Origin of the sequence: Pseudarthrobacter defluvii, from assembly GCF_030323865.1 — a bacterium.
GTDB classification, from domain to species: Bacteria; Actinomycetota; Actinomycetes; order Actinomycetales; family Micrococcaceae; genus Arthrobacter; species Arthrobacter sedimenti.
Window position 1 is genome coordinate 71,838 of the sequence record NZ_CP066363.1, and the last position, 23,898, is coordinate 95,735.

Sequence of the window (23,898 nt, forward strand, 5' to 3'; positions counted from 1 at the left end):
GTGAGAACTCTACGGAAAGGAGGAAGAGTCGTGACTCCAGCGCATCGTCGCCTTCTCACGGCCCTCCTCCTGCGGGGAGGGTTCCTGACCGCGGCCCTGGCCATCATTGCCGGCATCTTTGGCATGCACGTCATGAGCGGCGCCCACGACATGCCCCCGGGTTCCTCCATGTCAATGGCAGGCCCAGGGGGGTCGACGCAGCTGCAGACCATGACGGCCAGCCACGTCCACGCCATGGGGACGTCAAGAGGTGTGGCCTCAAATGATCCGGCGGCCGCGGGTTCCTTCTCCTTGTCGTCCTGTGACCCGGCGGGGTCGTGCACCGAGATGTCTGCCGGTGACGCCGCCTGTGTCCTTGCCCCGGGACATACGACTCTCGCAGCTCCACTGCCGGGAACAGCGCCCTACGATCTGCCCGATTTTGGTGCCGCCGCTGCGCTCGGCAGCACCTATGCCTACTCACCGGGCAGCCCCTCCCCCGGTGACCTCTGTATCAGCCGGACGTAAACCACTCCACCGCGCCGTGCCTTCAACCGGCGCCATCGTCCAGCCAGTTAGCCAGCAGCAAATACACCAAACCCTTGGGGTTTGCCGTTGCATGCCCCCTTCCAGGCGGATCCGCCGCCGCTGATACTTTGAGGACCCTGATTTTCATGAAGAAAGCCCTGACCATTTCCGCTGCCGCCATCGCCGCAGCCATCGCCCTCGCCGGATGCTCGGCCGGCTCCGGAACGGGAAGCACCAACGGAAGCAGCATGCCAGGCATGGACCACGGCAGTTCCGGAATGATGACATCCACTGCAGCCCCGTCAGCTTCGGCCACCTTCAACGACGCGGACACGATGTTCGCGCAGATGATGATTCCCCACCACGCCCAGGCCGTGGAAATGAGCGACGTCATGCTGAAGAAGGAAGGCATCCCGGCCGCAGTGACCGACCTGGCCACCAAAATCAAAGCCGCCCAGGGACCGGAAATCGAAAAGATGACCGGCTGGCTTCAGAGCTGGGGCCAGCCCACCGCCGCAGCGACTGACATGGGATCGAACCACGCCATGCCCGGAATGATGGGCGGAGACGACATGGCCAAGCTCGAGGCCGCGCAGGGCGTTGAGGCGGCCAAACTGTTCCTGACCCAGATGATCGCCCACCACGAAGGCGCTGTCACGATGGCCAGGACGGAAACCACCGACGGCAAGAACACTGACGCGGTCCAGCTCAGCAAGGACATCGTCAACGCCCAGGAAGCCGAGATCCAGGAAATGAAGGACCTGCTGGCCACCCTGTAGCCAGCGCCTCAACGGGTGCCGGCTCTCTTCCCCCTGAGGGGGCCGGCACGTCCCCTGTCACCCTTTCCGGTTACCCTGGTCCGCCCGGTTGGCCGGTCCATCCTCTGGAGTTTCCCGTGCCTCTGCACTTTTTTCGCCACCGCCGGCCTGCCGCGGCTCTCGCCGCTGCAGGTGCCCTGCTGTTGACCCTGTCCGCCTGCTCCCCTGGCACAGCCAGCGGGCCCGACGCCGCGTCCCCGGCCGCATCAGGGCTGCCCAGCTCCCATGTCCACGGCCTGAGCGTGAACTCCGAAACCGGGCAGATTCTGCTGGCCACCCATGAAGGGCTCTTCGACATCTCAAAAAACACGGGTGTCAAAATCGGACCCAGCAACGACCTGATGGGTTTCACGACCGCTATGGACGAGGGCGTGTTTTACGCCTCCGGCCATCCAGGCAAAGACTCAACACTGCCCAACCCTCTGGGACTCCTCAAGAGCAGTGACGGGGGAAAGACCTGGGACCAGGTCTCCCGGCAAGGGGAGTCGGACTTCCATGCGCTGACCACGACCAAGTCCGGAATTGTCGGCTTTGACGGGACCATGCGCACCAGCACCGATGGCGCGACGTGGAAGACCTCATCTGCCGGGTTCGCCCCTGCCGTCCTGGCCGGCAGCCCCTACAGCGATACCGTGCTGGCAACGACTCCTGAGGGCCTCCGACGGTCCTCCGATGCCGGGACCTCGTGGACCATGATTCAGGGGGCGCCGGTGATTCAGTTCGCCGCTTTCGCCAGCGCCGCGGAAGCGGCCGGGGTCGCCCCGGACGGCAGCGTCTATCTCTCCGTTGACGGGGGCCTTACCTGGAGGAACACCGGAAAGATTGACGGCAGTGTCCAGGCCGTCGCTGCATCCGAGGGATCCGGGGGTACTCCGTGGATTTGGGCCGCCACGATGAGCGGGCTCGTCGTATCCACCGACGGCGGGGCTACCTTCCGCCCTGCAGACGCCGCCTGACGCTGATGGATATCGGCGGGTTTTTTGCCTCCACCGTTACCTCCGGTGCGCTGCTGATCGCCATCCCCCTGGCAATGACAGCAGGGCTCGTATCGTTCCTGTCACCCTGCATTCTGCCCTTGGTCCCCGGCTACCTCGGCTTCGTCTCAGGCCTGACCGACCCCACCCAGCCGAAAAACCGGCGCCGGGTCCTGACAGGAGTTGGACTCTTCGTCCTCGGATTCGCAGCCGTCTTCACCCTGTACGGTGCCGCGTTCGGTGCGATCGGCTCCTGGCTGCTGCGCTGGCAGGACACACTGATGCGCGGCATGGGCCTGGTCGTGATTCTGATGGGGCTGGCGCTGCTGGGGCTGGTGCCCTGGCTGCAGCAAACCCGCAAAATCAACCTCGAAAGGCGGACCGGCCTGGCCGGAGCGCCGCTGCTCGGCGTCGTCTTCGGGCTTGGCTGGACCCCCTGCATGGGACCGACCCTGAGTGCTGTCCTGTCGCTCAGTGTCACCACCGGCAGCGCCGGGCGCGGCGCGCTGCTGGCTTTTGCCTACTGCCTGGGACTGGGCATTCCCTTTGCCCTTACCGCACTGGGATTGGGCTGGGTCAGCAACGCGCTGACCTTCGTCCGTAAACACATCCGGGCCGTCAACATCGCCGGCGCCGCCCTGCTCATCATTCTGGGCATCCTCATGGTCACCGGAGTCTGGGTCCGCTGGATCTACCAGCTGCAAAACCTCTCCGGGACCTTCCTCACCCCCATCTGACACAGGCGGGGCTTCAAGCACCGCTTTAGCAAGGAGTCGCTATGAATCACCATCTGGACCGTCGCCGCTTCCTGGGCCTATCGGTCGCCACCGCCGCGGCCGCAGCCCTGGCCGCGTGCACTGCGAGCACCAAACCCGCCACCGCGGCGGCGCAACGCATGACGGCCACCGACCCCGCCGTCGCCGACCATGAAGCCGCGCGCCCCTCTTCCGGGAACACCGTCACCCAACCCCTGCAAGCGGCTGCCCTCACTGCCGCGGTGGCAGCCAAGACGATCACCACCTGGGGGTACAACGGCGCACTGGCCGGACCCGCCATCCGCGCGAAGGCCGGGGACCAGTTACAGGTCCACCTGGCCAACGGGCTCAAGGATCCCACCAGCATCCACTGGCATGGACTTGCCTTGCGCAATGACATGGACGGGGTCGCGGGCCTGACCCAGGACCCTGTGGCCGCAGGGGGCACGTTCACCTACGATTTCCGGCTCGCCCACCCCGGCACCTACTGGTACCACTCCCACGTGGAGATGCAGCGCGAACGCGCCCTGTACGGTGCCCTGGTCATCGAAGACCCGGCCGAGGAGCTTGTCTATGACCGGGACTGGGTCATCCTGCTCGATGACTGGCTGGACGGCATCACCGGCACACCTGATGAAGTTGTGCAGGAACTCTCCGGCGGGATGTCCATGTCCGGGTCCATGCCCGGAATGGACCACGGATCCATGGGATCGACTTCCTCCCCCTCGCAAGGATCATCCGGCATGAAACACATGCTGATGGGGTCCCGCAGCGACTTCCTCGGCGGCGACGCCGGTGACGTCAGCTACCCGTACCACCTGTTCAACTCCAAAGCACCGGATGAGGCCGAGACCCTGAAGGCGACAGCAGGAGAAGTCATCCGGTTAAGGATCATCAACGCCGCCGGTGACACCGCCTACCGCGTCGGCATCCCAGGCCAAAAGCTCACCCTCACCCACACCGACGGGTTCCCGGTCCAACACCAGGACGTGGACGCCGTGGTCCTCGCCATGGGTGAACGCATCGACGCGCTCCTCACCGTCCGGGAAGGCTACACCCCGGTCATGGCGCTGGCCGAGGGCAAGACCAGTCAGGCGCTCGGGTTCATCAGCACCGGCACCGGCAAGAAACCACTGCCGGCTGTACTCCCGAACAAACTGGACGGCACCGTCGTCGACGGAGGACAACTGAAAGCCGATCCGAAAGTCACGCTGACAGAAAAAACCCCCGACCGGACCCACGACGTCCACCTCACCGGAAGCATGATGAACTACGACTGGGGCATCAACGGAAAACGCTTCGACATGAACAACCCGTACGGCAACACCTTCGATATCAAGGCAGGCGAACGGGTTGAAGTGAAATTCATCAACGACACTGACATGTGGCACCCCATGCACCTGCACGGCCACACCTTCCAGGTCGCCGGCGGAGGCGCCCGCAAAGACACCATCATCGTCCGGCCCCGACAGACCGTCACGGTGATCTTCGACGCCGACAACCCGGGACAGTGGCTCACCCATTGCCATAACGCCTATCACGCAGAACGCGGCATGATGGCCGTCTTCTCCTACATCAAGTAAGGGCGCCTGGGCCATGAACACCCGTGCCATGACGGAACTGTTTTTCCCCTCCCCCACGGTCAGCGCCTTCCAACTTGGGCCTTTGACGATACGCTTCTACGCCCTGGCCATCCTGGCAGGCATTGTCTTCGGGGTTTGGCTGACCGCACGGCGCCTGCGGGCCCGGGGCGGCACCACGGCCCAGACCCTGGACGTCGTGGCCTGGGCGGTGCCGTTCGGCATTATCGGAGGAAGGCTGTACCACGTCATCACCGACAACCAGCTCTACTTCGCTCCAGGAAGAGACCCTTGGGGTGCGCTCAGGATCTGGGAGGGTGGCCTGGGCATTTGGGGAGCGGTCGCTCTTGGACTGGTCGGCGCGGCGATCGGTGCCCGCCGTGCCGGGGTTCCCTTCACGGCGTTCGTCGACGCTGCTGCCCCGGGGCTGCTGATCGCCCAGGCGCTGGGACGCTGGGGCAACTGGTTCAACAATGAACTCTACGGCCAGGCCACCGACCTGCCGTGGAAACTGCAGATTCATGCCATGAACCAGGCCGCAGGGCAGGCGCTGACCGGACCCGACGGCAGCCCCGACATCATCGGTTACTTCCAGCCGACCTTCCTCTACGAATCGCTGTGGTGCCTGGCCGCGGCGTCGTTGCTGATGTTCCTGGACAGGAAGTATTCACTCGGCGCTGGGTCGGTATTCGCGCTCTACATCATGCTCTACACCGCCGGCAGGTTCGTTTTCGAACTGCTCCGTTCCGATCCTGCCAACACCATCCTGGGGCTGCGGGTCAACACCTGGGTGGCGGCCTTGGTGTTCCTCGCCGGGCTGGTGCTCTTTCAGGTCCGCAGGCGACAGCCGCGCTCGGCAGTCGAGCACGACCAGGGCAGCGCCGCCCAGCCCACTTCCGACATTCAAGGCAAAGGAACACCGCTATGAGCAACGCGGCCAAGCGACGCAGTGAACACCAGGCTATCGTCGCTTCGATCCGGGCACAGCAGACGGCAAAGCAACGCAGATGGAACCTTCTGGTCTACGGCGGCTTTGGCCTCCTGCTGACCGCCATCATCACCGTTGTCGCCATGACGGTGACGGGTTCCGTCCAGGAACGCAACCGGGCCGCCGAAGAAGCCCGCAAACCCATCGAAGGCATCCAGACGTTCACCGACCTGTCCCGCAACCACGTCCAAACAGCTGTGGATTATCCGCAGGAACCCGGCGTGGGAGGAGACCACGCAGGTATCTGGACGAACTGCGGCATCTACACCACCCCCATCAACGAACAAAACGCCGTCCATTCACTTGAACACGGTGCCGTGTGGCTGACCTACAAGCCCGACCTTGCCGCCGGCGACATCGCAACACTCACAGGCCTCGTCCGGGACAAACCGTACGTACTCCTCAGCCCCAACCCGAACCAAACAGCCTCGGTAAAGGCAACGGCATGGGGAACACAGCTCGAACTCACGGCAGCCGACGACACCCGTATCCCCGTATTCCTCCGCGCCTACGCGCAATCCAGGAACGCACCCGAACCCGGCGCCGCCTGCACCGGCGGAACCAACGGCTGAGCCGCCCCACAAAGGACCATCATGAAAAACTACCGCAAACCAAAACAGCAGAACGATTACCAGTCACGCTATCGGCGGCACCGGCGGCTGGTCCGCACCGGGCAGGTCCTCATGGCCCTCGGCGCCCTCGTGGCCATCGCCCACTGGATAGCACACCTCGCACCCACAGGGCAGGGACCGAGCACCATGGAGGACATCTTCATCGGCTACCCCACCGGCGCCTTACTGCTGCTTGCCGGTGCTGTCATGGCCGGACGCGCCGAGACGAAATAGCACCGGCATGCCGCCCCTGGATGTAGTCCTGACCTCCTGGACGATAAACTGGCCAGCTCTGGCCATGCTGACCACGGCCGCACTGCTTTACGCCCGCGGCCTCCGGGCCGCCCGGCAACGATTGGTCCGCTGGCCGTTGCGGCGCACCGCAACCTTCTACGCCCTGGGCCTGGGCAGCTTTGCGGTGCTGAGCTTCGGATTCACCGGCGTGTACAGCCACGATCTGCGCTGGGTCTTCACCCTGAAAATCACCTCATACCTGTTCATCGTTCCGCTGCTGGTCACGGCCGGCAAACCCCTCACCCTGGCCCGGGCAACCCTGGGGCCCGACGGCGCGGCCAGGCTGGACCGGTTCCTGGCGCATCCGGTGATGCGGGCACTGGCAAACACTGTGGTCGCCGCGCTGCTGGGCCTTGGCATTTTCACCCTCTTCCTGACCCCCCTGTTCTTCCCCTTGCGGACCGACCCGTTCTGGGACATGGCCCTCACCGTTCTCGTGCCGCTCACCGGGATGCTGATGGTCGTGCCCATCATCGAAGATGCCTCCTCCAAAACCGTCAGCGCGATGATCATCGTCGAATTCATCTACGTCTTTATTGAACTGGTCGCCGATGCCGTGCCCGGGATCATGATGCGGATCAGCCCCCAGATCCTGGACGGTGCCACGCAGGGCCTCACCGGGCATGCGGGCTGGCTCCCGGGACCGCTGCGCGACCAACAACTCGCAGGTGACCTGCTGTGGTTCCTGGCAGAAGCGGTCGACGTGCCACTGATCATTCTGATGTTCGTCCGCTTCGCCCGCAGCGACCGGAATGAGGCACGTTCGTACGACATCCTCACCGATGACCAGCTTGAGGCTCTGAACCGCGAACACCTGAACGGCCCCCACCGCCCCCAGGGCCCGCCCTGATGCCCGCGGCCATGCTGCCTTTACACAGTTCCCGAACGCGCGGGAACTCCACCGCCTGCCACGGTGAGCCACCAGCCACGTTATCCAGGCGGCCTCGCGAAGGAACACTCCCAAACTTTCCGGCCCCAACACAAGGGCAGCCCGGAGGGCTGTTCCCCTCCCAAAGTGACTGCGAACCGGGCCCCACTCAAAACAGCAAGGGACGATCGTGCACATAGTCAAACCCCCTCTCCTCATTCGGCCTGACCAGAGGACGGCCGCTGCTGTCCTGACACGGCGAAGGCTGATCGCCACCGCCCTCCTGGGCGCGGCGGGCATCACAGCCCTGGCAGGATGCGGCTCCAATGACGCCCTGGCCGAACAAGCGAAGGTGGGCGATAACAAGAACTACATCGCCGGGGACGGGTCCGTCACCGAATATGCGCCCGCCCAGCGGACCCCACCGGTCAAATTAACCGGCAAACTCTACGACGCGACGGTGATCAGCTCAGCGGAGTGGGCAGGCAGAGTTGTCGTACTCAACTTCTGGTACGCCGCCTGCGCCCCCTGCCGCCTCGAGGCCCCCCGCCTCGAGGCCCTCTGGGAGCAGTTTCAACCCGACGGAGTCCGGTTCTACGGCGTCAACATCCGGGACGAGGAACAGGCAGCGACCGCTTTCGAGCGGACGTTCGGGATCACGTATCCGAGCATGCAGGATAAGGATGGCGGGATTTTACTGGCCATGGCAGAGTACGTCCCACCCCAGGCAGTACCTTCCACCCTTGTCCTGGACAAGCAGGGACGGGTTGCCAGCAGGATCCTCGGCCTGGCTGACCAGGGCACCCTCAAAGCCCTGATCCTCAGCGCACAGGCTGAATGAGAGCAGACGGGGAAACAGTCAGTGCTGAGGAAGGCCGGCACGGGAAGGAGCATCTCATGACACGGTCCCACAACCTGGGCTCGGCCGCCCCTTGCAGGAAGCCGCTTTAGGAGAGCCCGGATGTCCAGACGGTGATGGAAGCTGAGGAAGAACATGTGGCGCACGGATGAGGGGTCCCTGCTGGACGTCGTTGTGGACCGGGCCGCGATGGAGGCGCGGCTCGCGGACTGCACAGCAGTGGAGCGGGTCTGGGTCCTCACCCTGCTGGGTAATGGGCATGAAGCGATCAGGGAAGGCCGCGCGCTCGTTCAAACCGAGGCGGATCCTTTCCACGCTTTACTTGTCCTGGCCCATGCCTACCAAAGGACGTACCAGTGGAGGGAGGCCGCGAGGCTGCACGAAGAAGCCCTCCGGCTGGCCCGTACCAGAACCAGGGAAGCACTCGTGCGCCATCAAATAGGCAGGCGCCTCTTCGACGAAGGTCTTTACACAGCCGCCGCAGCGGAATTTGACTGGGCCCAGGACCTGTACCGCCATGCCGGAAGGACACGCCAAGCCGAAACAAGTGGACAAGCCAGGAACCGCGCCTTGGATGTTCATGCACAGGCTATGTCCCTATAAGTCCAGCCTCGCTGACCCCACGGCGAGCCTTCACGGCCTAGAGAAAGGAGAAGCCACCGCCAAAACACTGCAGGCCGGCAAACACAGGCGCTGCGGCAACATGACAGTCAGCATAACCAATCAAAGGAGAAAGAAATGACACACGGCACAACCCACAAGCTCCTGGATGCCTACCCCAAGGACCTGGGCGGCATCGACCCACACAAACTCGCCGAATGCATTGCAGCCTGTTACGACTGCGCCCAAGCCTGCACTGCATGCGCAGATGCCTGCCTCAGTGAGGACATGATCGCAGAACTGGCCAAGTGCATCCGCACCGACCTGGACTGCGCCGACCTCTGCGCCACAACAGGAAACATCCTCTCCCGCCACACCGGCTACGACGCCAACATCACCCGCGCCGTGCTCCAGGCCTGCGCTACCACATGCAAAGCCTGCGCCGACGAATGCGAACACCACGCCAGCATGCACGAACACTGCCGGATCTGCGCCGACGCCTGCCGACGCTGCGAGACAGCCTGCAACGAACTCCTCGCCTCACTCGGCTAAGTCATACCCGCAGCGGCGGGGCGGGCTGTCACGCCGCCCCGCCGCTCACACGACGCTGCCCGGGCAGCGGTTGACTGGTCCCTGGTGACCGCTCATGTCCGAGATGCGGCCGGGCTGGGCAGAGCTTGCGCGTCGTTTACCTTGACCACCAGTACTGCGATGAGGGTGGTGACCGGGATCGCCAGCACCAGACCCACAGAGCCAACCAGGGTGCGAACCACCTCCTCTGACATCTCGGCACTGGTCAGCGTCTCCCCCAGAGGACGGCCGCTAAGCATCACAATAATCAGGATGGGCAAGGCGGCTCCAGCGTAGGCGAAAGCAATGGTGTACACCGTCGAGGCGATATGGTCGCGGCCGATGCGCATGGCTGATGAGAAGAGGTCGCGCGCCGTCGTTTCCGGGGCAAGCTCGTGAAGTTCCCACACGGCCGATGACTGCGCGATCGTGACGTCGTTCAGCACCCCGAGCCCGGAGATGATCAGCCCGCACAGGATGACCGCGGAGATCGAGATGCTGCTGGAGATGCCGGACAGGGTGGAAGTTTCATAACCTGTTTTCCCCCATAGGTTCGCCGCATCCGTAGACCATGCGGCCAGCAGCGCTGTGATTCCGAGGCCGGACATAGTGCCAAGCAGAGCCGTGGACGTGCGCGCGGAAAACCCGTGGGCGAAGTACAGCATGCCCATCATGATCACCGTCGATCCCACAAGGGCAAGCAGCACAGGGGGTTTGCCCTCTGCCAGGCCCGGCAGCATGAACGTTGCCAGAACCGCGAACGCCCCGACGAGCCCCATGAGTGCACGCAGCCCGCGCCAGCGCGCCACGATAACCACCACGACGGCATAGAGCATGGCCAGCAGCAGGATAGGAACCGTGCGGACAAAATCCACAAAAATGTAGCGTGGAGCCGCCGGGCTGGAAGCCACACCAGGGGAAGCCGACAGGTCCACATAGGCGATGTTGTCCCCCGCTTTGACTCCATGGGACTTTGCCACATCAGGATTAATGATCACTTTCACAGGTGTGCCGCCCTTGTCCGGTTCGGTGAACGCAAAAACGCACTCCGTGCCTGCCTGAACCTGACTGCCCTGGTCGACTTCCTGAACGCAACCTTCCTGCACCACCCGCTGAATTCTGCCGCTCTCGAACATGGCCCCGGGGGCACTGGAATAAGGGTTGTTGAGGGTGATGCCTTCCCTGCTGCCTGATGGCCACATCCAGATCATGGCCACTAATGTCAGCAGCGCCAGCGGAACCAGGATCGCCAGAAGTAACCGGTTGGCCTTCCAACGGGAGCCCGTCACACCAGACGATGAGCCGTGCCCGGCACGAGGGCCCGCTTGTCCCCCCGCCATCAGGAGCTAACCCCGCATGGGAAATCTTTCGCGGCCCGCTTCGGGCGGCGTCCTTGGCATTCGTCCGATACGTCAACCGCCGGCTCGTCGACGCAACTCCTCCACAACAAGGATGCCAACGCCCGGATCACGAAAGCTTCCGTCCCCTCACTGTCCGTAGAACAGCGGCAGTCACTACTCCTCCGGCCATGATGACGAGACTGGCCGTGCCAGTGTAAAACAGCGGCGACGCAATAGCAGGAACCTCCCGTCCAGCGTCCGCAGCTGTACTCAATGACAGCCAGTACCCGGCAGTCGCTGCAGTCCACACAGCACCGGCCACGCAAACAACCCACGTCACCGGCGAGAGCCGGCGGCGGCCAGTTCCATACGACAGAGCGACCGCGAGTACAGCCACTCCCGCTGCTGCCAAAATCAGTCCCGCGAACAGAAACCGGCCCGCCAGGATACCGACGAGGATGCATGCCGCAGAGACCAGGACCGACCGCCTGGACCACAGTGGCATGCCCCCCTGAGGGCCGGGAACGGGAGAACCATGAGCTCGCTGCTGGAGGCTTTCATCCCGATTAGTCATGTTTTCCTTGCTTGCCACTGCTGCAACGTCCCAAAAGACCAACGGCTAGAGCGGGCGCGTGCAATCCATAATTCTCCATGACGCATAACACCGGCGTCACGAAGAACTCTACCGCCGCTGGTTAACGACGCCCAATAAGGGTGCTTCCAAGGCCAGACAGGACCCGAACCGTTGGCTGTGACAGGGAAGGCCGGTCTGGCTGTTGTTCACGCGGATCCCATGCGAGGACTTGCCGCCTCGGGCACTGACGGACTGACACTGGTGCACTGCAGGACGTTAACGCAGGCCCTGGAACCAGCCGTTTCGCAGGATTGCAAGCCGAGGCAGGGGCTGTCTTGGCGGCTGGAGGCGTTCACACCGATGCTCGATGCCACGCCGGAGGATACGAAGGCACTACGGAATCAACGCCATGCCCCCGTGCTATCCGAAGCCTTAACCCCTCCAGCGGCGGCGGCCCACTAATCACCTCGATTCGGAGCGCAGTCCTGTCTGAGCCGTGACCGGGAAAGGATTTCCTTCAGCACGGTTACGCTGGATGGGTGTTCTCGGCATTCCTGCGCCTCACCCCAAACCAGCCACTCCCGGCACGGCCAATGCCGTTTCTCAAACGGCCCACACCCCAGGGACCGCTAGGGCCACCACGTTTCCAGAGGAGCTGGCCTTGAATTACCGGTTCCTGCTGACAAGGCGCTGGCTGGGCTTCCTGGTCCTTGCCGTTGTTGTCGCGGCGGCCTGCGCAGGGTTGAGCAAATGGCAGATGGATCGGCGGAACCAGGCCGTTGCCGAAATCCGGCGGGTCCAGCAGAACTATGAAAAACCTCCCGTGCCGTTCGAGCAGGTGAGGCAGTACTTTTCGGTGTCTGATCCGGAAATGAAATGGACAACGGTGGCCCTTAGTGGTCGTTATCTGCCCCAGGATCAGCGGGTTGTCAGGAACCGGCCAAACAATTCCGCGCCCGGTTATGAGGTTCTTGTTCCCTTCCGACTCGGGACAGGCGAAACGGTGATAGTGGACAGGGGGTGGCTCCCCATTGGGAATCTGAGGTCCGGGTACCCGGATGTTGTCCCACCTCCACCGGAGGGAAATGTTGAGGTTGTGGTCCGGATCAAACCGTCCGAGCAGGCGCTTGAGGGCAGGACGGCGCCTGAGGGTCAATTGCCGAGTATCGCCCTGCCTGTCTATGCCCAGCAGTTGGAGTACCCGGTGTTGACCGGCAGTTACGGGGTGATGGCTTCCGAGTCGCCCGCGCCCGATGTATCGCCGCAGCAGCTCTCCATGCCCGTTGTTCAGGAAGGATCGAACCTTTCGTACGCGATGCAATGGCTTACTTTTGGAATACTTGCCTTCGTCGGCTTCGCGCACGCGGCCCGCCAACAGGCCCGGATTGCCAAGGAGGAACACGAGGACCAGAGGCAGAGCGACTCCCGCGGCCCGGCTTTGCAGCTCCGCCGGGAGGACAAAGCCCGCAATCGCAACACTTCCGATGACGAAGAGGACGCCCTGCTGGACCGGATGGGCCTATGAAGGACACCGCGGGGGTTCCCGGGGCGGGACACTCTCCACCGCCGGCCTCAAGCGGGCGACCGACGGCGGCTCGTCGGCGCGGACGAACCTGGCGACCTTGACGGTCATTAAAGTGGCGGCAGGACCGCCGTTCGTTATTCCCGGTCAGGCCCGCTGAGGACCCGGCTGTCACCGACGTAGATCCCGAGGTGGCCAGCTGCATGATGATGTTACCCAGTGGAAATCAAGATGGCGTTTCCGAACTTCATCGGGCTCATGTCTTCGACAGTGGATGCCGGCAGACATTCAGGGTGGTTCCCACCATCCGGTTGCAGTCCGGGATCATTCCGATCTGGGCGCGGGTGACAACGTATGCCGCGCAGCTTCGAGCCAGCGGCGGATCCCTTCGAGGTGGTGGTGGATGAAGCGTATGGCGCTTCTGGCCGTCAACCGGGCCGTATGTTGTTGGGGACGCAATACGATCTGTGCAAGGCGGGGCACTTGTCGCCCTCATCCGGTATGGTCTTGGTGGCCCGAGTTCCGGGACCGACGCTGCACCAAGTAAAAGATTCCTCCGGCCACACTGAGCAGCGCCCCGGCGATGCCCACCGTCAGTGGGGCATTGTCATTATTTGGCGGTCTGAACCGGTCCCCCTCGACATCGGCCGGGCGCGTTGCGGGAGGGGAGCTGGCAGCCGCCGGGGAAGTTGTTGACGGCACGGGAGCGCCACCGCCGTGGTTCATCCCGGGCATGCTGCTGCCTGAGTCAGCTGAGCAACCGGTCAGGGCGATAGCGGCGGCAACGGCGACCGATGGGATGGTCATGTGCTTCTTGTTCATGGGTGTTGTCCTGACAGATCAACGACGCAGGAGCCGCGCCGTTAGGCATGTAGCTGAAAAGGGATGGAAAAGCTGAGGCTTTCGGCGATGCCGTTTGCTTGCGGCAGCTCAAGATACAGGTCGCTCCCTGAAGGGGTTTCCCGGCCAGCGCGGCGGTTTCCGGTCATCATCCGTGGACCCGGTGCGGCATAAGTTCACCCGTGGAGACCTTCCTTGGTTCACCTGCTGTCTTCCTGCCCGAGGCACTTTCTTGTTGCCGGGATCTTTCCTACCGGAGCGGAAAGATCCGCCAAGACCGTTGCCGAGGGGATCTGGTCTGGATTCATGAGAATTTCGGTGGCAGGATCACGGCCAAAGGTCGTCAGTGTCCACACCGTATCCCCTTCCTTAATCAGCCAATCGATCCCGTTGACGCTCACGCACCTGTCCGTGGTAGGGCCGGGAACGTTGACGCCGCAGCGGAGGATCACCCGGGAGGGATCTCCCCATGCGGCTGTGGCTTGACTGTTGGTCTTGCGCGATGTCGCGTCCCCGACAGTATTGGGCAGAGCCACCATCATCGGCGCGCAGGCCGGGTTTGCCGCGTCCTTCGCAGAGTTTACGTCCACTATCTGGGAGCACGCCGTAAGGACAACACCCGCGGCCGCCGCCCAGATGCCGAACCTGCCGAAGCGCCCGGCCTGGGAGGTAATTGTGTGCAGCAGGCGCATCTCTACACTCTAGAGGATGCCGGGGGCACGCGCGTTTCAGGTCTTGCCGCTCTCAGAGGCAGGGCTTTGGTCTGGCCGCAACTGAACCGGGGCAGGGCGGGCTGCCGGAAGTGCACCGGGACCCCGCCAGCGGCAAAAGTGAGCAGACCCCAGCGTGAAAAGGGTTCCCGGGAGCCGGCCTTCCCAGCCTCCGACATCGCGGAGCAGCCCGTTGAGCCACCTAGTACCGGCAGGTGCCCGAAGTGCACGGTACTTTCGGCGCCTGCCGCTACTCTTATACGTGCCAGTGCTTTTAGCGAAAGGAGGACTCCATGACTGTGGCCCGATTCGGCCCTGTCCTGTCGTCTCTCCGGCGGGCGGGCTTGGTGACCGTTCTTCTGTCCCTTGCTGCCGCTATGCTGGCTCTGCACACATTGGCCGGCGCTCATGCCACGGCGGCCGATACCCCCGTGTTGGGGGGCCCAAGCATCGCATCCATCGCCGATAGCGCTCACTCCCCCGTTTCGGTTTCTGGTGGGAATGAAGCCGGCGGCCGGTCTTCCTGCTTCATTGCGGCCGATTGCCCCGATATGTCACACAGGGGCTCGAGCTGTGTCCTCTCCGCAGCCAAAGCTTCCATGTCGGCGCAGCCACCGGTTGCAGCGTTTGACACCAGGTCCGTGCCCAGGACCGATGCCGCGCGCCTCCACTATGTGTATCTGGGTGCTGCGCCGTCGCCCGGTGACTTCTGTATCAGCCGGACATAAAAACACTTAGCCGGAGATAAAACGCTGTCCCGACGCGGCCTCGGGACAGCTGCGGCACACCCACGGCCGCGCCCGCACTGCTCAGACTTCGAAACCGGGCCCAACCCCCATACAATCAGGCCCACTCCAGACCGGGATCGCAGGTTCCTAGGGCACTTAGTGCATCATCACTCTTCACCACGCCCGGGGCCGCTGTCGCACCCCATGCGCGGGCTTCAGCGTCCGGCAAGCCCGGGGAGTGGCATCGTCTCTACCGCTTGGTCCCGCTGGGGTGCGGCTTTCCGGGTCGCAGGCAGGGAAGAGACCTTCTCGGCGCGGCACAGGAGGCCCCGCGCCGTCCGGACCCTATCCGCCACATACCCGGCATTCGGGTTTCCGTCCCGGGCTACAGTGCCCTGCGGGCGGACCGGACAAATCGGTAACCGGGCACAACCCGTGTGTGTGGTCACTACCGGCGCCCGAGGACCGGGTTTATTTCAGCAAACATAAGAAGTGGAGAAAGGAAAGGTTATGAGCGACATTCCACCGACTGGGCGGTGGTCCGGCGCGGGAGTAGGTTTGCAGGGGAAGCTGCTCGGTTTTGTGGCAGCCAGCGTCCTGGCGGGTGTTCTGGTGGCTGGCTTGCTGGTGCCTGGTGCGGCGGTGGCAGGGGCGGCTCTGAGTGGCTCCAATGCGCTGTTCGCCAGTTTGCCGGCCGAACTGGCGGTCGAACCTCCTTCACAATCCACGAAGGTCCTGGCCTCGGACGGGCAGATTATTGCCACCTTCTACGCGGAGAACCGCTCCAGTGTTCCGCTTGATGAGATGTCTCCCTACCTCAAGGACGCCATCGTGGCGATTGAGGACAGCCGGTTTTTCGAGCACGGCGGAGTCGACGGGCAGGGTATCCTGCGCGCCCTGACACGCAACCTCGCCACCGGTACCCGGCAAGGCGCCTCCACACTGACCCAGCAGTATGTCACCAATGTCATCAACGAATCCCTGGCCTCTTCGGGCCGCGAATCCGAAATAGTCCTCAACGGGCAAAAGGAAATTGGCGACAAACTGCGGGAGATGAAGCTGGCCATCGCCTTGGAGAAAAAGTTCTCCAAGGAACAGATCCTTGAGGGGTACCTGAACATTGTCTTCTTCAATCGGGACGCCTACGGCGCCGAAGCTGCGGCCCGGTACTACTTCAACACGACCGCGAAGGAATTGACCCTGCCCCAGGCGGCCCTGCTCGCCGGGCTGGTGAACAGCCCGAGTTTCTACGATCCGGCCGTGAACCCGGAACAATCCATCGCCCGCCGGAACCAGGTCCTGGGCAACATGCTAGCGCAAGGGAAAATACAACAGGCAGAGTATAACGCCGCGGTCGCGACCGGACCCGACCTGCAGCTCACCCCCTCCCGGCAAGGCTGCGCCGGAGCCCGGATGGGCCCTTACTTCTGCAACTATGTTGCACGGCTGGTGCTCAACGACCCGGCCTACGGCTCCGACGTGGCGGAACGGGAAAGGAGGCTATACCGTGGCGGCCTGACGATCACTACCACTCTGGACAGCAGGCTGCAGCACGCAGCGCAACAGCAGGTAGATGCCACTGCCGGGCCAAACCCTGGCAAATGGGGTGCGTCCCTTGTCACCGTGCAGCCAGGAACCGGGAAGATCCTGGCCATGGCCCAAAATACCGTGTACCTGCCGCAGGACGGGAAATTCGACACCCAGCTGAACTTTAATGTGGACGCCAAAGACAGCGCCGGAAACGACCTTAATGGGGCCGGCGGCTTTCAACCTGGATCCACCATGAAACCGTTCACATTCGCCCAATGGCTAAACGAGGGCAAAAGCATCACCGCGACAGTGGATGCGTCCAAACGCGTCTACCCTATCGGTTTCCCTTGGAAATCGACGTGCGGGAAGGTTTCCGGCGCCTACAGCACGGCCCAGAAAGCTGCCCGCCTAGATGCGGCGGACGACCTCCAGAATGCCGAGGAAGGGTTCTACCGGCCCATGCCAGTAAATTACGGGCTGTACAACTCCATCAACACCGCCACCTTCGCCTCGGCAGCCCAACTGGACTTCTGCGGAATCCAGAAAGTAGTCGACGCCCTGGGGGTACGCAGCGGCCTGGACAGCACACCCGTGAACATTCATCAACTCGGCAATCTCCTGGGAGCCACCGGCGTATCACCTCTCAATATGGCTAACGCCTACGCAACATTCGCCAATGACGGGCAATACTGTGAACCACGAGCCCTGGTCCGCATCACCCAGGCCGACGGAAGCGAACTCCCCGTCCCCGGAACCACCTGCCGCGAGGCCCTCAAACCGGACGTCGCCAAGGGCGTGAACTACGTGCTTCAAGACGTCCTCAAACGAGGCTCCGGCGTATACATCACACCTAAAATCCCCGCCGGGATACCAGCCGCCGCTAAAACGGGTACTTCAAACAACAACGGCGCCACCTGGGTGGTGGGTTACACCCGAGGACTTGCTACAGCCTCCTTCTTCGGGGACGCGCTGGAGGGACAACAACGTGCAGGACAAAACGTAACAATCAACGGCAAATTCTACAAAGGTATCGACGGGTACATGATCGCCGGCCCACAGTGGGCAAATTACATGTCCCAGGTCGCCGCCCTGTACTCCACGGAAGCGTTTCCCGAACCGCCCGAAACGATGCTCAAGAACCAGCCCTCAAGCCCACCAACCACGGCCGCGAGGCCGACGCCATCGATCTCGCCGTCCCGCTGACCCCCGGTCGCAGAGGGCGGTGGCGGGGTGGCAGCGCTCATGGTAACCCGCCCGCGACACAGCAATTTCGCTGCCGCCTGAATGTCGGCGGGCCGGCTCGGAGCGCCTGCGGACCACCCCATCGATCCAGCCTCAGTCGTCAGTTTGGCAGAGACACCGTCACAGACAGAAAGGACTTTCGTGTCTGGAAGTTCACCTAACCCGGAACCCTGCCTGCAGGAGGCCACGAGGGCGGCTGCGCCTGCTCTTGGATTCAAGGAGATGCTGCGGTGGGCTTGGACGCAGCTGACCAGCATGCGCACGGCGCTGTTGCTGCTGCTCCTGCTGGCGGTGGCCGCAGTGCCGGGCTCGCTGTTCCCGCAGCGACCGGTCAATGCACCCGCTGTGGCGCGGTATCTGAAGGACAACCCTGCTGTCGGGCCGGTTGTCGATACCCTCCAGCTTTTTGACGTGTACACGTCGGTGTGGTTTTCGGCCATCTACCTGCTGCTGTTCATTTCGCTGATCGGCTGCGTACTGCCCCGGGCCAGGGCGCACTACAAGGCCCTGCGCTCCAGTCCGCCACGAACGCCACGACGGCTGTCCCGGCTGCCCGAGTACGGAACCATGGTCCTCCCCGCGGACGCGGGAACCTCCGCGGCGGCCGCCATCAGCGATGCCGCGGCAGTGTTGAAGAAGCGGGGATACCGGGTCGAGGTCCGCGATCTCGATGGCAACCGGCCTTCCTTGGGAGCCGAGCGCGGTTTCCTGAAGGAGGCAGGGAACCTGGTCTTTCACACCTCGCTGATCGGCGTGCTGGTCTGCGTGGCGGTCGGGGGCATGTTCGGCTACCGGGGACAAAAGATCATCGTTGAAGGCGACAGCTTCATCAACACCCTTGTCAGTTACGATGCTTTCACGCCCGGGACAAACTTCAACCCCGCGTGGCTGGAGCCCTTTGGCGTCACCTTGGATAAGTTCGAGGTCCGCTTCGACCGGGAATCGAAGAAGCAGTTCGGCCAGCCGATCGACTTCACCGCCGCCCTGACCACCAAGGACGGCGCAGGCGCGCCGCCGCGCCAGCAGATCCTGAAGGTCAACGATCCGGTCTATTTCGGTGAAACCGGCATGTTCCTGGTCGGTAACGGCTATGCCCCAGTCGTGACGGTCAAGGACGGAACCGGTAAGACGGCCTTCAGCGGCCCGGTCGTGACCGTCCCGAGCGACGGTGTTTATACCTCCTCAGTGGTGATCAAGGCTCCGGACGCGGCCCCGTCCCAGCTGGGCTTCGTCGGGTTCTTCCTGCCCTCGGCGGTCAAGAACGACCAGGGTATCTCCTACAGCTTCGACCCGGACCCGTTAAATCCTCAGTTAAACCTGAACTCCTACTATGGGAACCTCGGCCTGGACACCGGCGTGCCGCAAAACGTCTACGTCCTCGACGTAAAAAAGCTGACACAGCTGAACGGCCGGGACCTGCCGGCCGGCGGCATCACCCTTGCCCCCGGCGCCACCTACACCCTTCCGGACGGGAAGGGCAGCATCAGCTTCGACGGGCTCAAGCGCTACATCGGCGTCGATGTCCGGTCCACGCCCGGCCAGAGCGGGGTTCTGGTGTTTTCGCTGCTGGCCGTCGCCGGCCTCATCACTTCCCTCTACGTGAACCGCCGCCGTGTCTGGGTCAGGGCGGGAACCCACGAAGACGGGCGCACCATGGTCGAATACGGGCTGCTGGCCCGCGGCGAAGACCACCGGCTGGCTGCGGAGGCAGCCGCCGTCCGGGGATTGCTCAGCCATAGGTGGCTGAGCAATTATTCGCCTGCTAATTGCGCCGCCACAGCCAATCCCTCTTCCTCCAGCACCACGGACCGGTAAACGATTCCCTTGAATGAAACCTTGGGCCAGTACAGCGAGGGTTCCTGAAATGGCGGGTGGCGTACCCGAGCACGAGCAGGACAGCCCAGCCGATGCTCGGACTGAGCGGAGCGGTCCCGAAGCTCCGGCCGGTCATCTGACGTCCGCTGCCGCCACCCAACCAGCCGCCGCAAGGGCCCGCCCAGCGGCCGACGGCCGAATGCTTTACGCCCCGGAGCGGCGGGTCTCTGCCCGCGTCGCCGTTGCGCTGACGGTACTGTGCGCCGTCATTCACGGCGCCGGGGTCGTCTCGCGCGGCCTGGGTGCCGCCGGCGTGCCATGGGGCAACATGTACGAGTTCCTGAGCACAGGCGCCTTCGTGGCAGCGGCCGTGTTCCTGCTGGTGCTGATCCGCCGGGACCTCCGGTTCCTGGGCACTTTCGTGGTGGGACTGGCGATCATGATGCTGGTCGCGGCCTCGGTGGCGTACTGGACGCCCGTAGGCCATCTCGTCCCGGCACTTCAGAGCTACTGGCTCATCATCCACGTATCCATCGCCGTACTGTCCTGGGCGCTCTTCACCCTGACCTTCGCGATGTCCGCCCTGCAGCTGGTGCAGTCCCACCGCCAGAAGGCACTGGCCCGCGGTGGACCCGACAAGCTGGGCTTCATACGCCACGCTTTGCTCAGACTAGAACCTGGACCCGGGGATCGAGTCAATACTGGTTATGAGGATCAAATCCGGTTCGCTGACCGCTGATCTTGCCGCCGCCGTGGCCGGGTACGCTGCTGGCCCTGATGGCCTGTGGTTTCTCGCCAAGGGCTTGTTCCCCAACGGAGACTTCTTGCCCGCCGTCAGAGTCGGTGACGCGGGCTCCCAATTAGCCGGGGGCCTACTGCCCTCCGTTGTCGCCTCATTCGAACGGGAACTTGGCCACCGGCCCTCCCAGCGCTGGCAGGCGCCTTGGTCGCCATTGCCGCCAACGTCATCGCCCTCTGAAGCGAAAAACAAAGCCGCCCCCTAACGGCGCCACGAGCAGGACGAACGACCCAGGAACCCCGAGCAAGGCTTCTAGGCCTACTGGAAGTGTTCGAGTCAGCATGATTGGCCCGGTGCTCCAACAGAATGACGTACACCGTAACCGGACATGAAGCTAGATTGAGGCAGTGCATATCCGTTTCGTCTGCGATATCACACCAAGTTGCCGCGGAGCGGCCTTCGGAGCATCTCTGACCCGCACGTCCATGACCTTCCCAGCGAACGGGGTCGCTACCTGTTTCTTATCGCTGCGGTTAGGCTAATCCAGCCCAGAGGATGCCTCCACCGATACCCACAAAAAGCGTTAGGGCTGCTCCTGCTATGGCAACCCGGGTGGGCCAGGCCCGGGGGCTGAAGTCACCGGCTCCGGGTGAATCGGGTGAGGCGGCGCGGAAGGCGGGGGCGAGCCAGCGGAGGTAGTAGAAGAGGCTGGCGACCGTGTTGAGTGCTGCGAGGGCGGCAAGCCACCAGAAGCCGCCATCCCAAGCTGCGGTAAAGACGGCCAGTTTGCCGAGGAAGACTCCCGTGGGTGGGGTCCCGACCAGGCTGAGCAGCGCCACAACAAGTGCTACGGCGTGCCATGGCCGGGCCGTGGATAACCCTTCGTAGCCGCGGAGTTCGGCGCGATCCGGGTGGGCCCCGATGATGGCGAAGGCAGTGAGGTTACTGGCGGCATAACCGGCCAGGTAGATCAGCAGGGAGGGCAGGGCCAGCGGAACCGCTCCTGCCACGGCGACGGGCATGAGCAGGTATCCGGCCTGGCTGACCGTGGACCAGCCCAGCAGACGCCTGGGATTTGTCTGGGCGAAGGCGGCGAGGTTTCCCAGTGTCATGGTGACCGCCGCGAACAGGGCGACCAGCAGCGGCCACGCTACGGTTCCGGGTATCTGCTCCAGCAGACGGTAGGCGGCCAGGATCCCGCCGATTTTCGGCACCGTGGTGGCGAAAGCGGCAGCCGCGGTCCCGGCCCCTTCGGCGGCATCCGGAACCCAGAAGTGGGCGGGAACGGCTCCTGCCTTGAACATCAGCCCGGCCAACACGCCCACCAGCCCCACACCGGTTATCGCCCCTGCGGCATGTTCGAGCCCCGACCGGAGGCCGGCGTAGGACGTGGTTCCGGCGGCGGCATAGAGCACGGCGGCGCCGAGCATGAGCAGGATGCCGAAGAATGCGCCCTGCAGGTAGGTCTTGAGCGCGGCCTCGGCGCCATTCTTGGTTCTTCCGATGCCGATCAGGGCATACAGCGGGATGCTGGCAAGGAGGAAACCCGCGATGAGCACCAGGAGGTCGGCCGCACCTGAAAGCACGGTCGCGCCGAGGCAAGCCAGCAGGATCAGGGTGTAGGTTTCGCTTTCGCGCTCGGTTCCGCGGAGTTCATCGCTGCCCAGCACGATGACCAGCAGGGCCGATATTGCCACTACCAGCCGCCCGGCGCCGGTGCCGGCGTCGATCGCGTAGCTACCGGAGTAGGCGGACGTGGCCGTTCCAGCAACGGCGGCAGCAGCCGCGGTTGCGCTTGCTGCCAGCGCGCCCAGTGCAATGATCCGGCTGATCCATTGCCGTTCCCGGGGAACGAATGATCCGGTCAGCAGAGCGGTGATGGCACCGGTCAGCATCAGGATTTCCGGAAGCAGCGCGAGGGCATCAGCGCCGGGATTCATGGATTCCACTAACGCCTACCCTCCCAGCAGGCTGACCAGCGACGCCGAGGCCGGGCTGATGGTGTCCAGCAAGGGCGCCGGGATGAGGCCGATCAGCACAGAGAGCACCAGCAGGCCGCCTGTGGACCAGGCTTCGGCAGGGCGAAGGTCAGCCAGTCCGGGGGACTTTCCCCGTGGTTCCCCGGTGAACACGCGCTGGAGTGCGCGCAGGAAGAGCGCGGCTGTGATGAGGATGCCGGGAAGTGCGAGGGCGGTCAGGGGGACGGCGCCGATGCTGCCGGCGAAGATCTGGAATTCGGCGATGAAGCCGCTGAAGCCGGGCAGGCCGAGCGAGGCGAAGGCCGCCACGGCGAAGAACGCCGCGAAACGGGGTGCGGGGGAGGCGAGGCCGCCGAAGGCGCCCATGTCGTAGGTGCCGGCCCGGCTGTGCAGCACTCCGGCCAGCAGGAAGAGGGCGCCGGTGATGAGGCCGTGGCTGACCATCTGCGTGACGGCGCCGGTGACTGCTGTTTCCCTGGCCGCGGGATTGCCGCCGGCACCGGCTGCGGCCAGGGCGAGGACGATGTAGCCCATGTGGTTGACGGAGGTGTAGGCGATCATGCGTTTCAGGTCGCTCTGGGCCAGGGCCACGAGTGCCCCGTACAGAACCGACACCACGCCCACAGCCACCAGGGCAGGGACCCACGCCCGCCAGGCGTCGGGAAGCAGCGGCATCGCGATCCGGACGAAGCCGTAGGTGCCCATTTTCAGCAGCACACCGGCAAGGACGGCTGAGCCGGTGGCGGGCGCATCGGTATGTGCCGGGGGCAGCCAGGTGTGGAACGGGACGGTGGGGGTCTTGATGGCCAGGCCGACAACGACGGCGCCAAGCACCCACAGGCCGGCCGGGTTGTCACGCAGCGGCTGGGTCCGGAGCAGTTCCGGAATATCGAACGTGTGCGGCGCGCCGCCGAGGTAAAGCCCGATGAAGCCCAACAACAGCGCCAGCGAGCCCAGGAACGTGTAGAGGAAGAACTTCAGGGCCGACCGTGCCTTGTCCCCGTGGCCCCATCCGGCGATCACGAAATACATGCCAACGATGGACAGATCGAAGAACAGGAAGAACAGGATGAGGTCCTGGGCGGCGAACAGTCCCACGCTGGTGGCTTCGAGGAACAGGAACAGTGCTGCCCTGGGGGCCGGCCGGTCCCTGGCGCCCCAGTCGTACACGGCGCAGGCAAGGAAGATGACGGCGGTGAGGCCGATCAGGGGCAGCGACAGTCCGTCCACCCCCACGTGGTAGCTGCTTCCCACATTCGGGATCCAGCGAAGGCGTTCCTCATAGGCCAGTCCGTCCGGTCCCGGAGTCCGGTACCCGGCCCACAGGATCGCGGTGAGTACCACCTCGACGGCGGTCGCTCCCAGGAAGAGGGCGCGGGCCATGCCGCCGCGTCCGGCGGACATCAGGACGGCCGCCGCCGCGGCCAGGGGGAAGAGGATGGCGAGACTGAGCAA

At 64.0% G+C, this 23,898-nt stretch carries 20 protein-coding genes and 1 pseudogene; 16 read left to right on the plus strand and 5 right to left on the minus strand.

The window, feature by feature from the left end; genetic code table 11:
- Nucleotides 1–30 precede the first annotated feature (30 nt).
- From JCQ34_RS19935 to JCQ34_RS19990, 12 genes are all read left to right on the plus strand, one after another.
- Nucleotides 31–507, plus strand: coding sequence for a hypothetical protein (locus JCQ34_RS19935; protein WP_237430615.1), 477 nt, complete (start codon nucleotides 31–33; stop codon nucleotides 505–507).
- A gap of 146 nt (nucleotides 508–653) precedes the next feature.
- Nucleotides 654–1,286, plus strand: coding sequence for a DUF305 domain-containing protein (locus JCQ34_RS19940; protein ID WP_237430614.1), 633 nt, complete (start codon nucleotides 654–656; stop codon nucleotides 1,284–1,286).
- 116 nt (nucleotides 1,287–1,402) lie between these two features.
- Complete coding sequence (locus tag JCQ34_RS19945; protein ID WP_237430613.1) at nucleotides 1,403–2,281, plus strand: F510_1955 family glycosylhydrolase; 879 nt, start codon at nucleotides 1,403–1,405, stop codon at nucleotides 2,279–2,281.
- Nucleotides 2,282–2,286: 5 nt separating this feature from the next.
- The gene (locus tag JCQ34_RS19950) at nucleotides 2,287–3,036 is read left to right on the plus strand and encodes a cytochrome c biogenesis CcdA family protein (RefSeq protein WP_237430612.1); all 750 of its coding nucleotides are present in this window, start codon (nucleotides 2,287–2,289) and stop codon (nucleotides 3,034–3,036) included.
- Nucleotides 3,037–3,077: 41 nt separating this feature from the next.
- Nucleotides 3,078–4,637, plus strand: coding sequence for a multicopper oxidase family protein (locus JCQ34_RS19955; RefSeq protein WP_237430611.1), 1,560 nt, complete (start codon nucleotides 3,078–3,080; stop codon nucleotides 4,635–4,637).
- Between the two features lie 13 nt (nucleotides 4,638–4,650).
- Complete coding sequence (lgt, locus tag JCQ34_RS19960) at nucleotides 4,651–5,562, plus strand: prolipoprotein diacylglyceryl transferase (RefSeq protein WP_237430610.1); 912 nt, start codon at nucleotides 4,651–4,653, stop codon at nucleotides 5,560–5,562.
- Nucleotides 5,559–6,194 (plus strand): DUF3105 domain-containing protein, encoded by a 636-nt coding sequence (locus tag JCQ34_RS19965; protein ID WP_237430609.1) that lies wholly within the window; start codon nucleotides 5,559–5,561, stop codon nucleotides 6,192–6,194. The genes lgt and JCQ34_RS19965 overlap by 4 nt, the downstream gene beginning before the upstream one ends.
- Nucleotides 6,195–6,215: 21 nt before the next feature.
- A complete protein-coding gene (locus JCQ34_RS19970) occupies nucleotides 6,216–6,467 on the plus strand; it encodes a hypothetical protein (protein WP_141160708.1) in 252 nt (83 codons plus the stop codon).
- 7 nt (nucleotides 6,468–6,474) lie between these two features.
- Nucleotides 6,475–7,377: a cytochrome c oxidase assembly protein gene (locus JCQ34_RS19975; RefSeq protein WP_286404940.1), complete on the plus strand. Its 903-nt coding sequence runs from the start codon at nucleotides 6,475–6,477 to the stop codon at nucleotides 7,375–7,377.
- Between the two features lie 214 nt (nucleotides 7,378–7,591).
- Nucleotides 7,592–8,236: a TlpA family protein disulfide reductase gene (locus tag JCQ34_RS19980; protein WP_434738958.1), complete on the plus strand. Its 645-nt coding sequence runs from the start codon at nucleotides 7,592–7,594 to the stop codon at nucleotides 8,234–8,236.
- Nucleotides 8,237–8,389: 153 nt separating this feature from the next.
- Nucleotides 8,390–8,857 (plus strand): hypothetical protein, encoded by a 468-nt coding sequence (locus JCQ34_RS19985; protein WP_237430607.1) that lies wholly within the window; start codon nucleotides 8,390–8,392, stop codon nucleotides 8,855–8,857.
- A 135-nt stretch (nucleotides 8,858–8,992) separates the two neighbouring features.
- On the plus strand, nucleotides 8,993–9,406 hold the full coding sequence (locus JCQ34_RS19990; RefSeq protein ID WP_237430606.1) for a four-helix bundle copper-binding protein: 414 nt from the start codon (nucleotides 8,993–8,995) through the stop codon (nucleotides 9,404–9,406).
- 92 nt (nucleotides 9,407–9,498) lie between these two features.
- Here JCQ34_RS19990 and JCQ34_RS19995 read toward each other — a convergent pair whose 3' ends face one another.
- A complete protein-coding gene (locus JCQ34_RS19995) occupies nucleotides 9,499–10,764 on the minus strand; it encodes a YibE/F family protein (RefSeq protein ID WP_434738957.1) in 1,266 nt (421 codons plus the stop codon).
- A gap of 1,235 nt (nucleotides 10,765–11,999) precedes the next feature.
- Here JCQ34_RS19995 and JCQ34_RS20000 point away from each other — a divergent pair.
- Complete coding sequence (locus tag JCQ34_RS20000) at nucleotides 12,000–12,863, plus strand: SURF1 family cytochrome oxidase biogenesis protein (RefSeq protein ID WP_237430604.1); 864 nt, start codon at nucleotides 12,000–12,002, stop codon at nucleotides 12,861–12,863.
- 489 nt (nucleotides 12,864–13,352) lie between these two features.
- Here the strand turns inward: JCQ34_RS20000 and JCQ34_RS20005 are convergent, their stop codons facing one another.
- Together JCQ34_RS20005 and JCQ34_RS20010 are read right to left on the minus strand one after the other, a co-directional pair.
- The gene (locus JCQ34_RS20005) at nucleotides 13,353–13,682 is read right to left on the minus strand and encodes a hypothetical protein (protein WP_286404941.1); all 330 of its coding nucleotides are present in this window, start codon (nucleotides 13,680–13,682) and stop codon (nucleotides 13,353–13,355) included.
- A gap of 218 nt (nucleotides 13,683–13,900) precedes the next feature.
- The gene (locus JCQ34_RS20010) at nucleotides 13,901–14,392 is read right to left on the minus strand and encodes a DUF3515 domain-containing protein (RefSeq protein WP_237430603.1); all 492 of its coding nucleotides are present in this window, start codon (nucleotides 14,390–14,392) and stop codon (nucleotides 13,901–13,903) included.
- A gap of 1,256 nt (nucleotides 14,393–15,648) precedes the next feature.
- On the opposite strand from JCQ34_RS20010, the gene JCQ34_RS20015 reads away from it, so the two are divergent.
- From JCQ34_RS20015 to JCQ34_RS20025, 3 genes and pseudogenes are all read left to right on the plus strand, one after another.
- On the plus strand, nucleotides 15,649–17,871 hold the full coding sequence (locus tag JCQ34_RS20015; protein WP_237430602.1) for a transglycosylase domain-containing protein: 2,223 nt from the start codon (nucleotides 15,649–15,651) through the stop codon (nucleotides 17,869–17,871).
- Nucleotides 17,872–18,132: 261 nt separating this feature from the next.
- Nucleotides 18,133–19,725, plus strand: a complete 1,593-nt coding sequence (resB, locus tag JCQ34_RS20020; RefSeq protein ID WP_237430601.1) for a cytochrome c biogenesis protein ResB — start codon at nucleotides 18,133–18,135, stop codon at nucleotides 19,723–19,725.
- Between the two features lie 187 nt (nucleotides 19,726–19,912).
- A pseudogene (locus JCQ34_RS20025) lies at nucleotides 19,913–20,380 on the plus strand (cytochrome c biogenesis protein); the annotation flags it as partial.
- A 617-nt stretch (nucleotides 20,381–20,997) separates the two neighbouring features.
- On the opposite strand, the gene JCQ34_RS20030 reads toward JCQ34_RS20025, so the two are convergent.
- Nucleotides 20,998–22,404 (minus strand): NADH-quinone oxidoreductase subunit N, encoded by a 1,407-nt coding sequence (locus JCQ34_RS20030; RefSeq protein ID WP_286404950.1) that lies wholly within the window; start codon nucleotides 22,402–22,404, stop codon nucleotides 20,998–21,000.
- Nucleotides 22,405–22,419: 15 nt separating this feature from the next.
- A complete protein-coding gene (locus JCQ34_RS20035) occupies nucleotides 22,420–23,898 on the minus strand; it encodes a complex I subunit 4 family protein (RefSeq protein WP_286404754.1) in 1,479 nt (492 codons plus the stop codon).

Excerpts from the sequence above, each read along its gene's own strand:
- JCQ34_RS19940 (WP_237430614.1), top strand. The coding sequence starts at position 654 with ATGAAGAAAGCCCTGACCATTTCCGCTGCCGCCATCGCCGCAGCCATC.
- JCQ34_RS19950 (WP_237430612.1), top strand. The coding sequence starts at position 2,287 with ATGGATATCGGCGGGTTTTTTGCCTCCACCGTTACCTCCGGTGCGCTG.
- JCQ34_RS19955 (WP_237430611.1), top strand. The coding sequence starts at position 3,078 with ATGAATCACCATCTGGACCGTCGCCGCTTCCTGGGCCTATCGGTCGCC.
- lgt (WP_237430610.1), top strand. The coding sequence starts at position 4,651 with ATGAACACCCGTGCCATGACGGAACTGTTTTTCCCCTCCCCCACGGTC.
- JCQ34_RS19965 (WP_237430609.1), top strand. The coding sequence starts at position 5,559 with ATGAGCAACGCGGCCAAGCGACGCAGTGAACACCAGGCTATCGTCGCT.
- JCQ34_RS19970 (WP_141160708.1), top strand. The coding sequence starts at position 6,216 with ATGAAAAACTACCGCAAACCAAAACAGCAGAACGATTACCAGTCACGC.
- JCQ34_RS19975 (WP_286404940.1), top strand. The coding sequence starts at position 6,475 with ATGCCGCCCCTGGATGTAGTCCTGACCTCCTGGACGATAAACTGGCCA.
- JCQ34_RS19985 (WP_237430607.1), top strand. The coding sequence starts at position 8,390 with ATGTGGCGCACGGATGAGGGGTCCCTGCTGGACGTCGTTGTGGACCGG.
- JCQ34_RS19990 (WP_237430606.1), top strand. The coding sequence starts at position 8,993 with ATGACACACGGCACAACCCACAAGCTCCTGGATGCCTACCCCAAGGAC.
- JCQ34_RS19995 (WP_434738957.1), bottom strand. The coding sequence starts at position 10,764 with ATGGCGGGGGGACAAGCGGGCCCTCGTGCCGGGCACGGCTCATCGTCT.
- JCQ34_RS20005 (WP_286404941.1), bottom strand. The coding sequence starts at position 13,682 with ATGAACAAGAAGCACATGACCATCCCATCGGTCGCCGTTGCCGCCGCT.
- JCQ34_RS20010 (WP_237430603.1), bottom strand. The coding sequence starts at position 14,392 with ATGCGCCTGCTGCACACAATTACCTCCCAGGCCGGGCGCTTCGGCAGG.
- JCQ34_RS20015 (WP_237430602.1), top strand. The coding sequence starts at position 15,649 with ATGAGCGACATTCCACCGACTGGGCGGTGGTCCGGCGCGGGAGTAGGT.
- resB (WP_237430601.1), top strand. The coding sequence starts at position 18,133 with ATGCTGCGGTGGGCTTGGACGCAGCTGACCAGCATGCGCACGGCGCTG.
- JCQ34_RS20030 (WP_286404950.1), bottom strand. The coding sequence starts at position 22,404 with ATGAATCCCGGCGCTGATGCCCTCGCGCTGCTTCCGGAAATCCTGATG.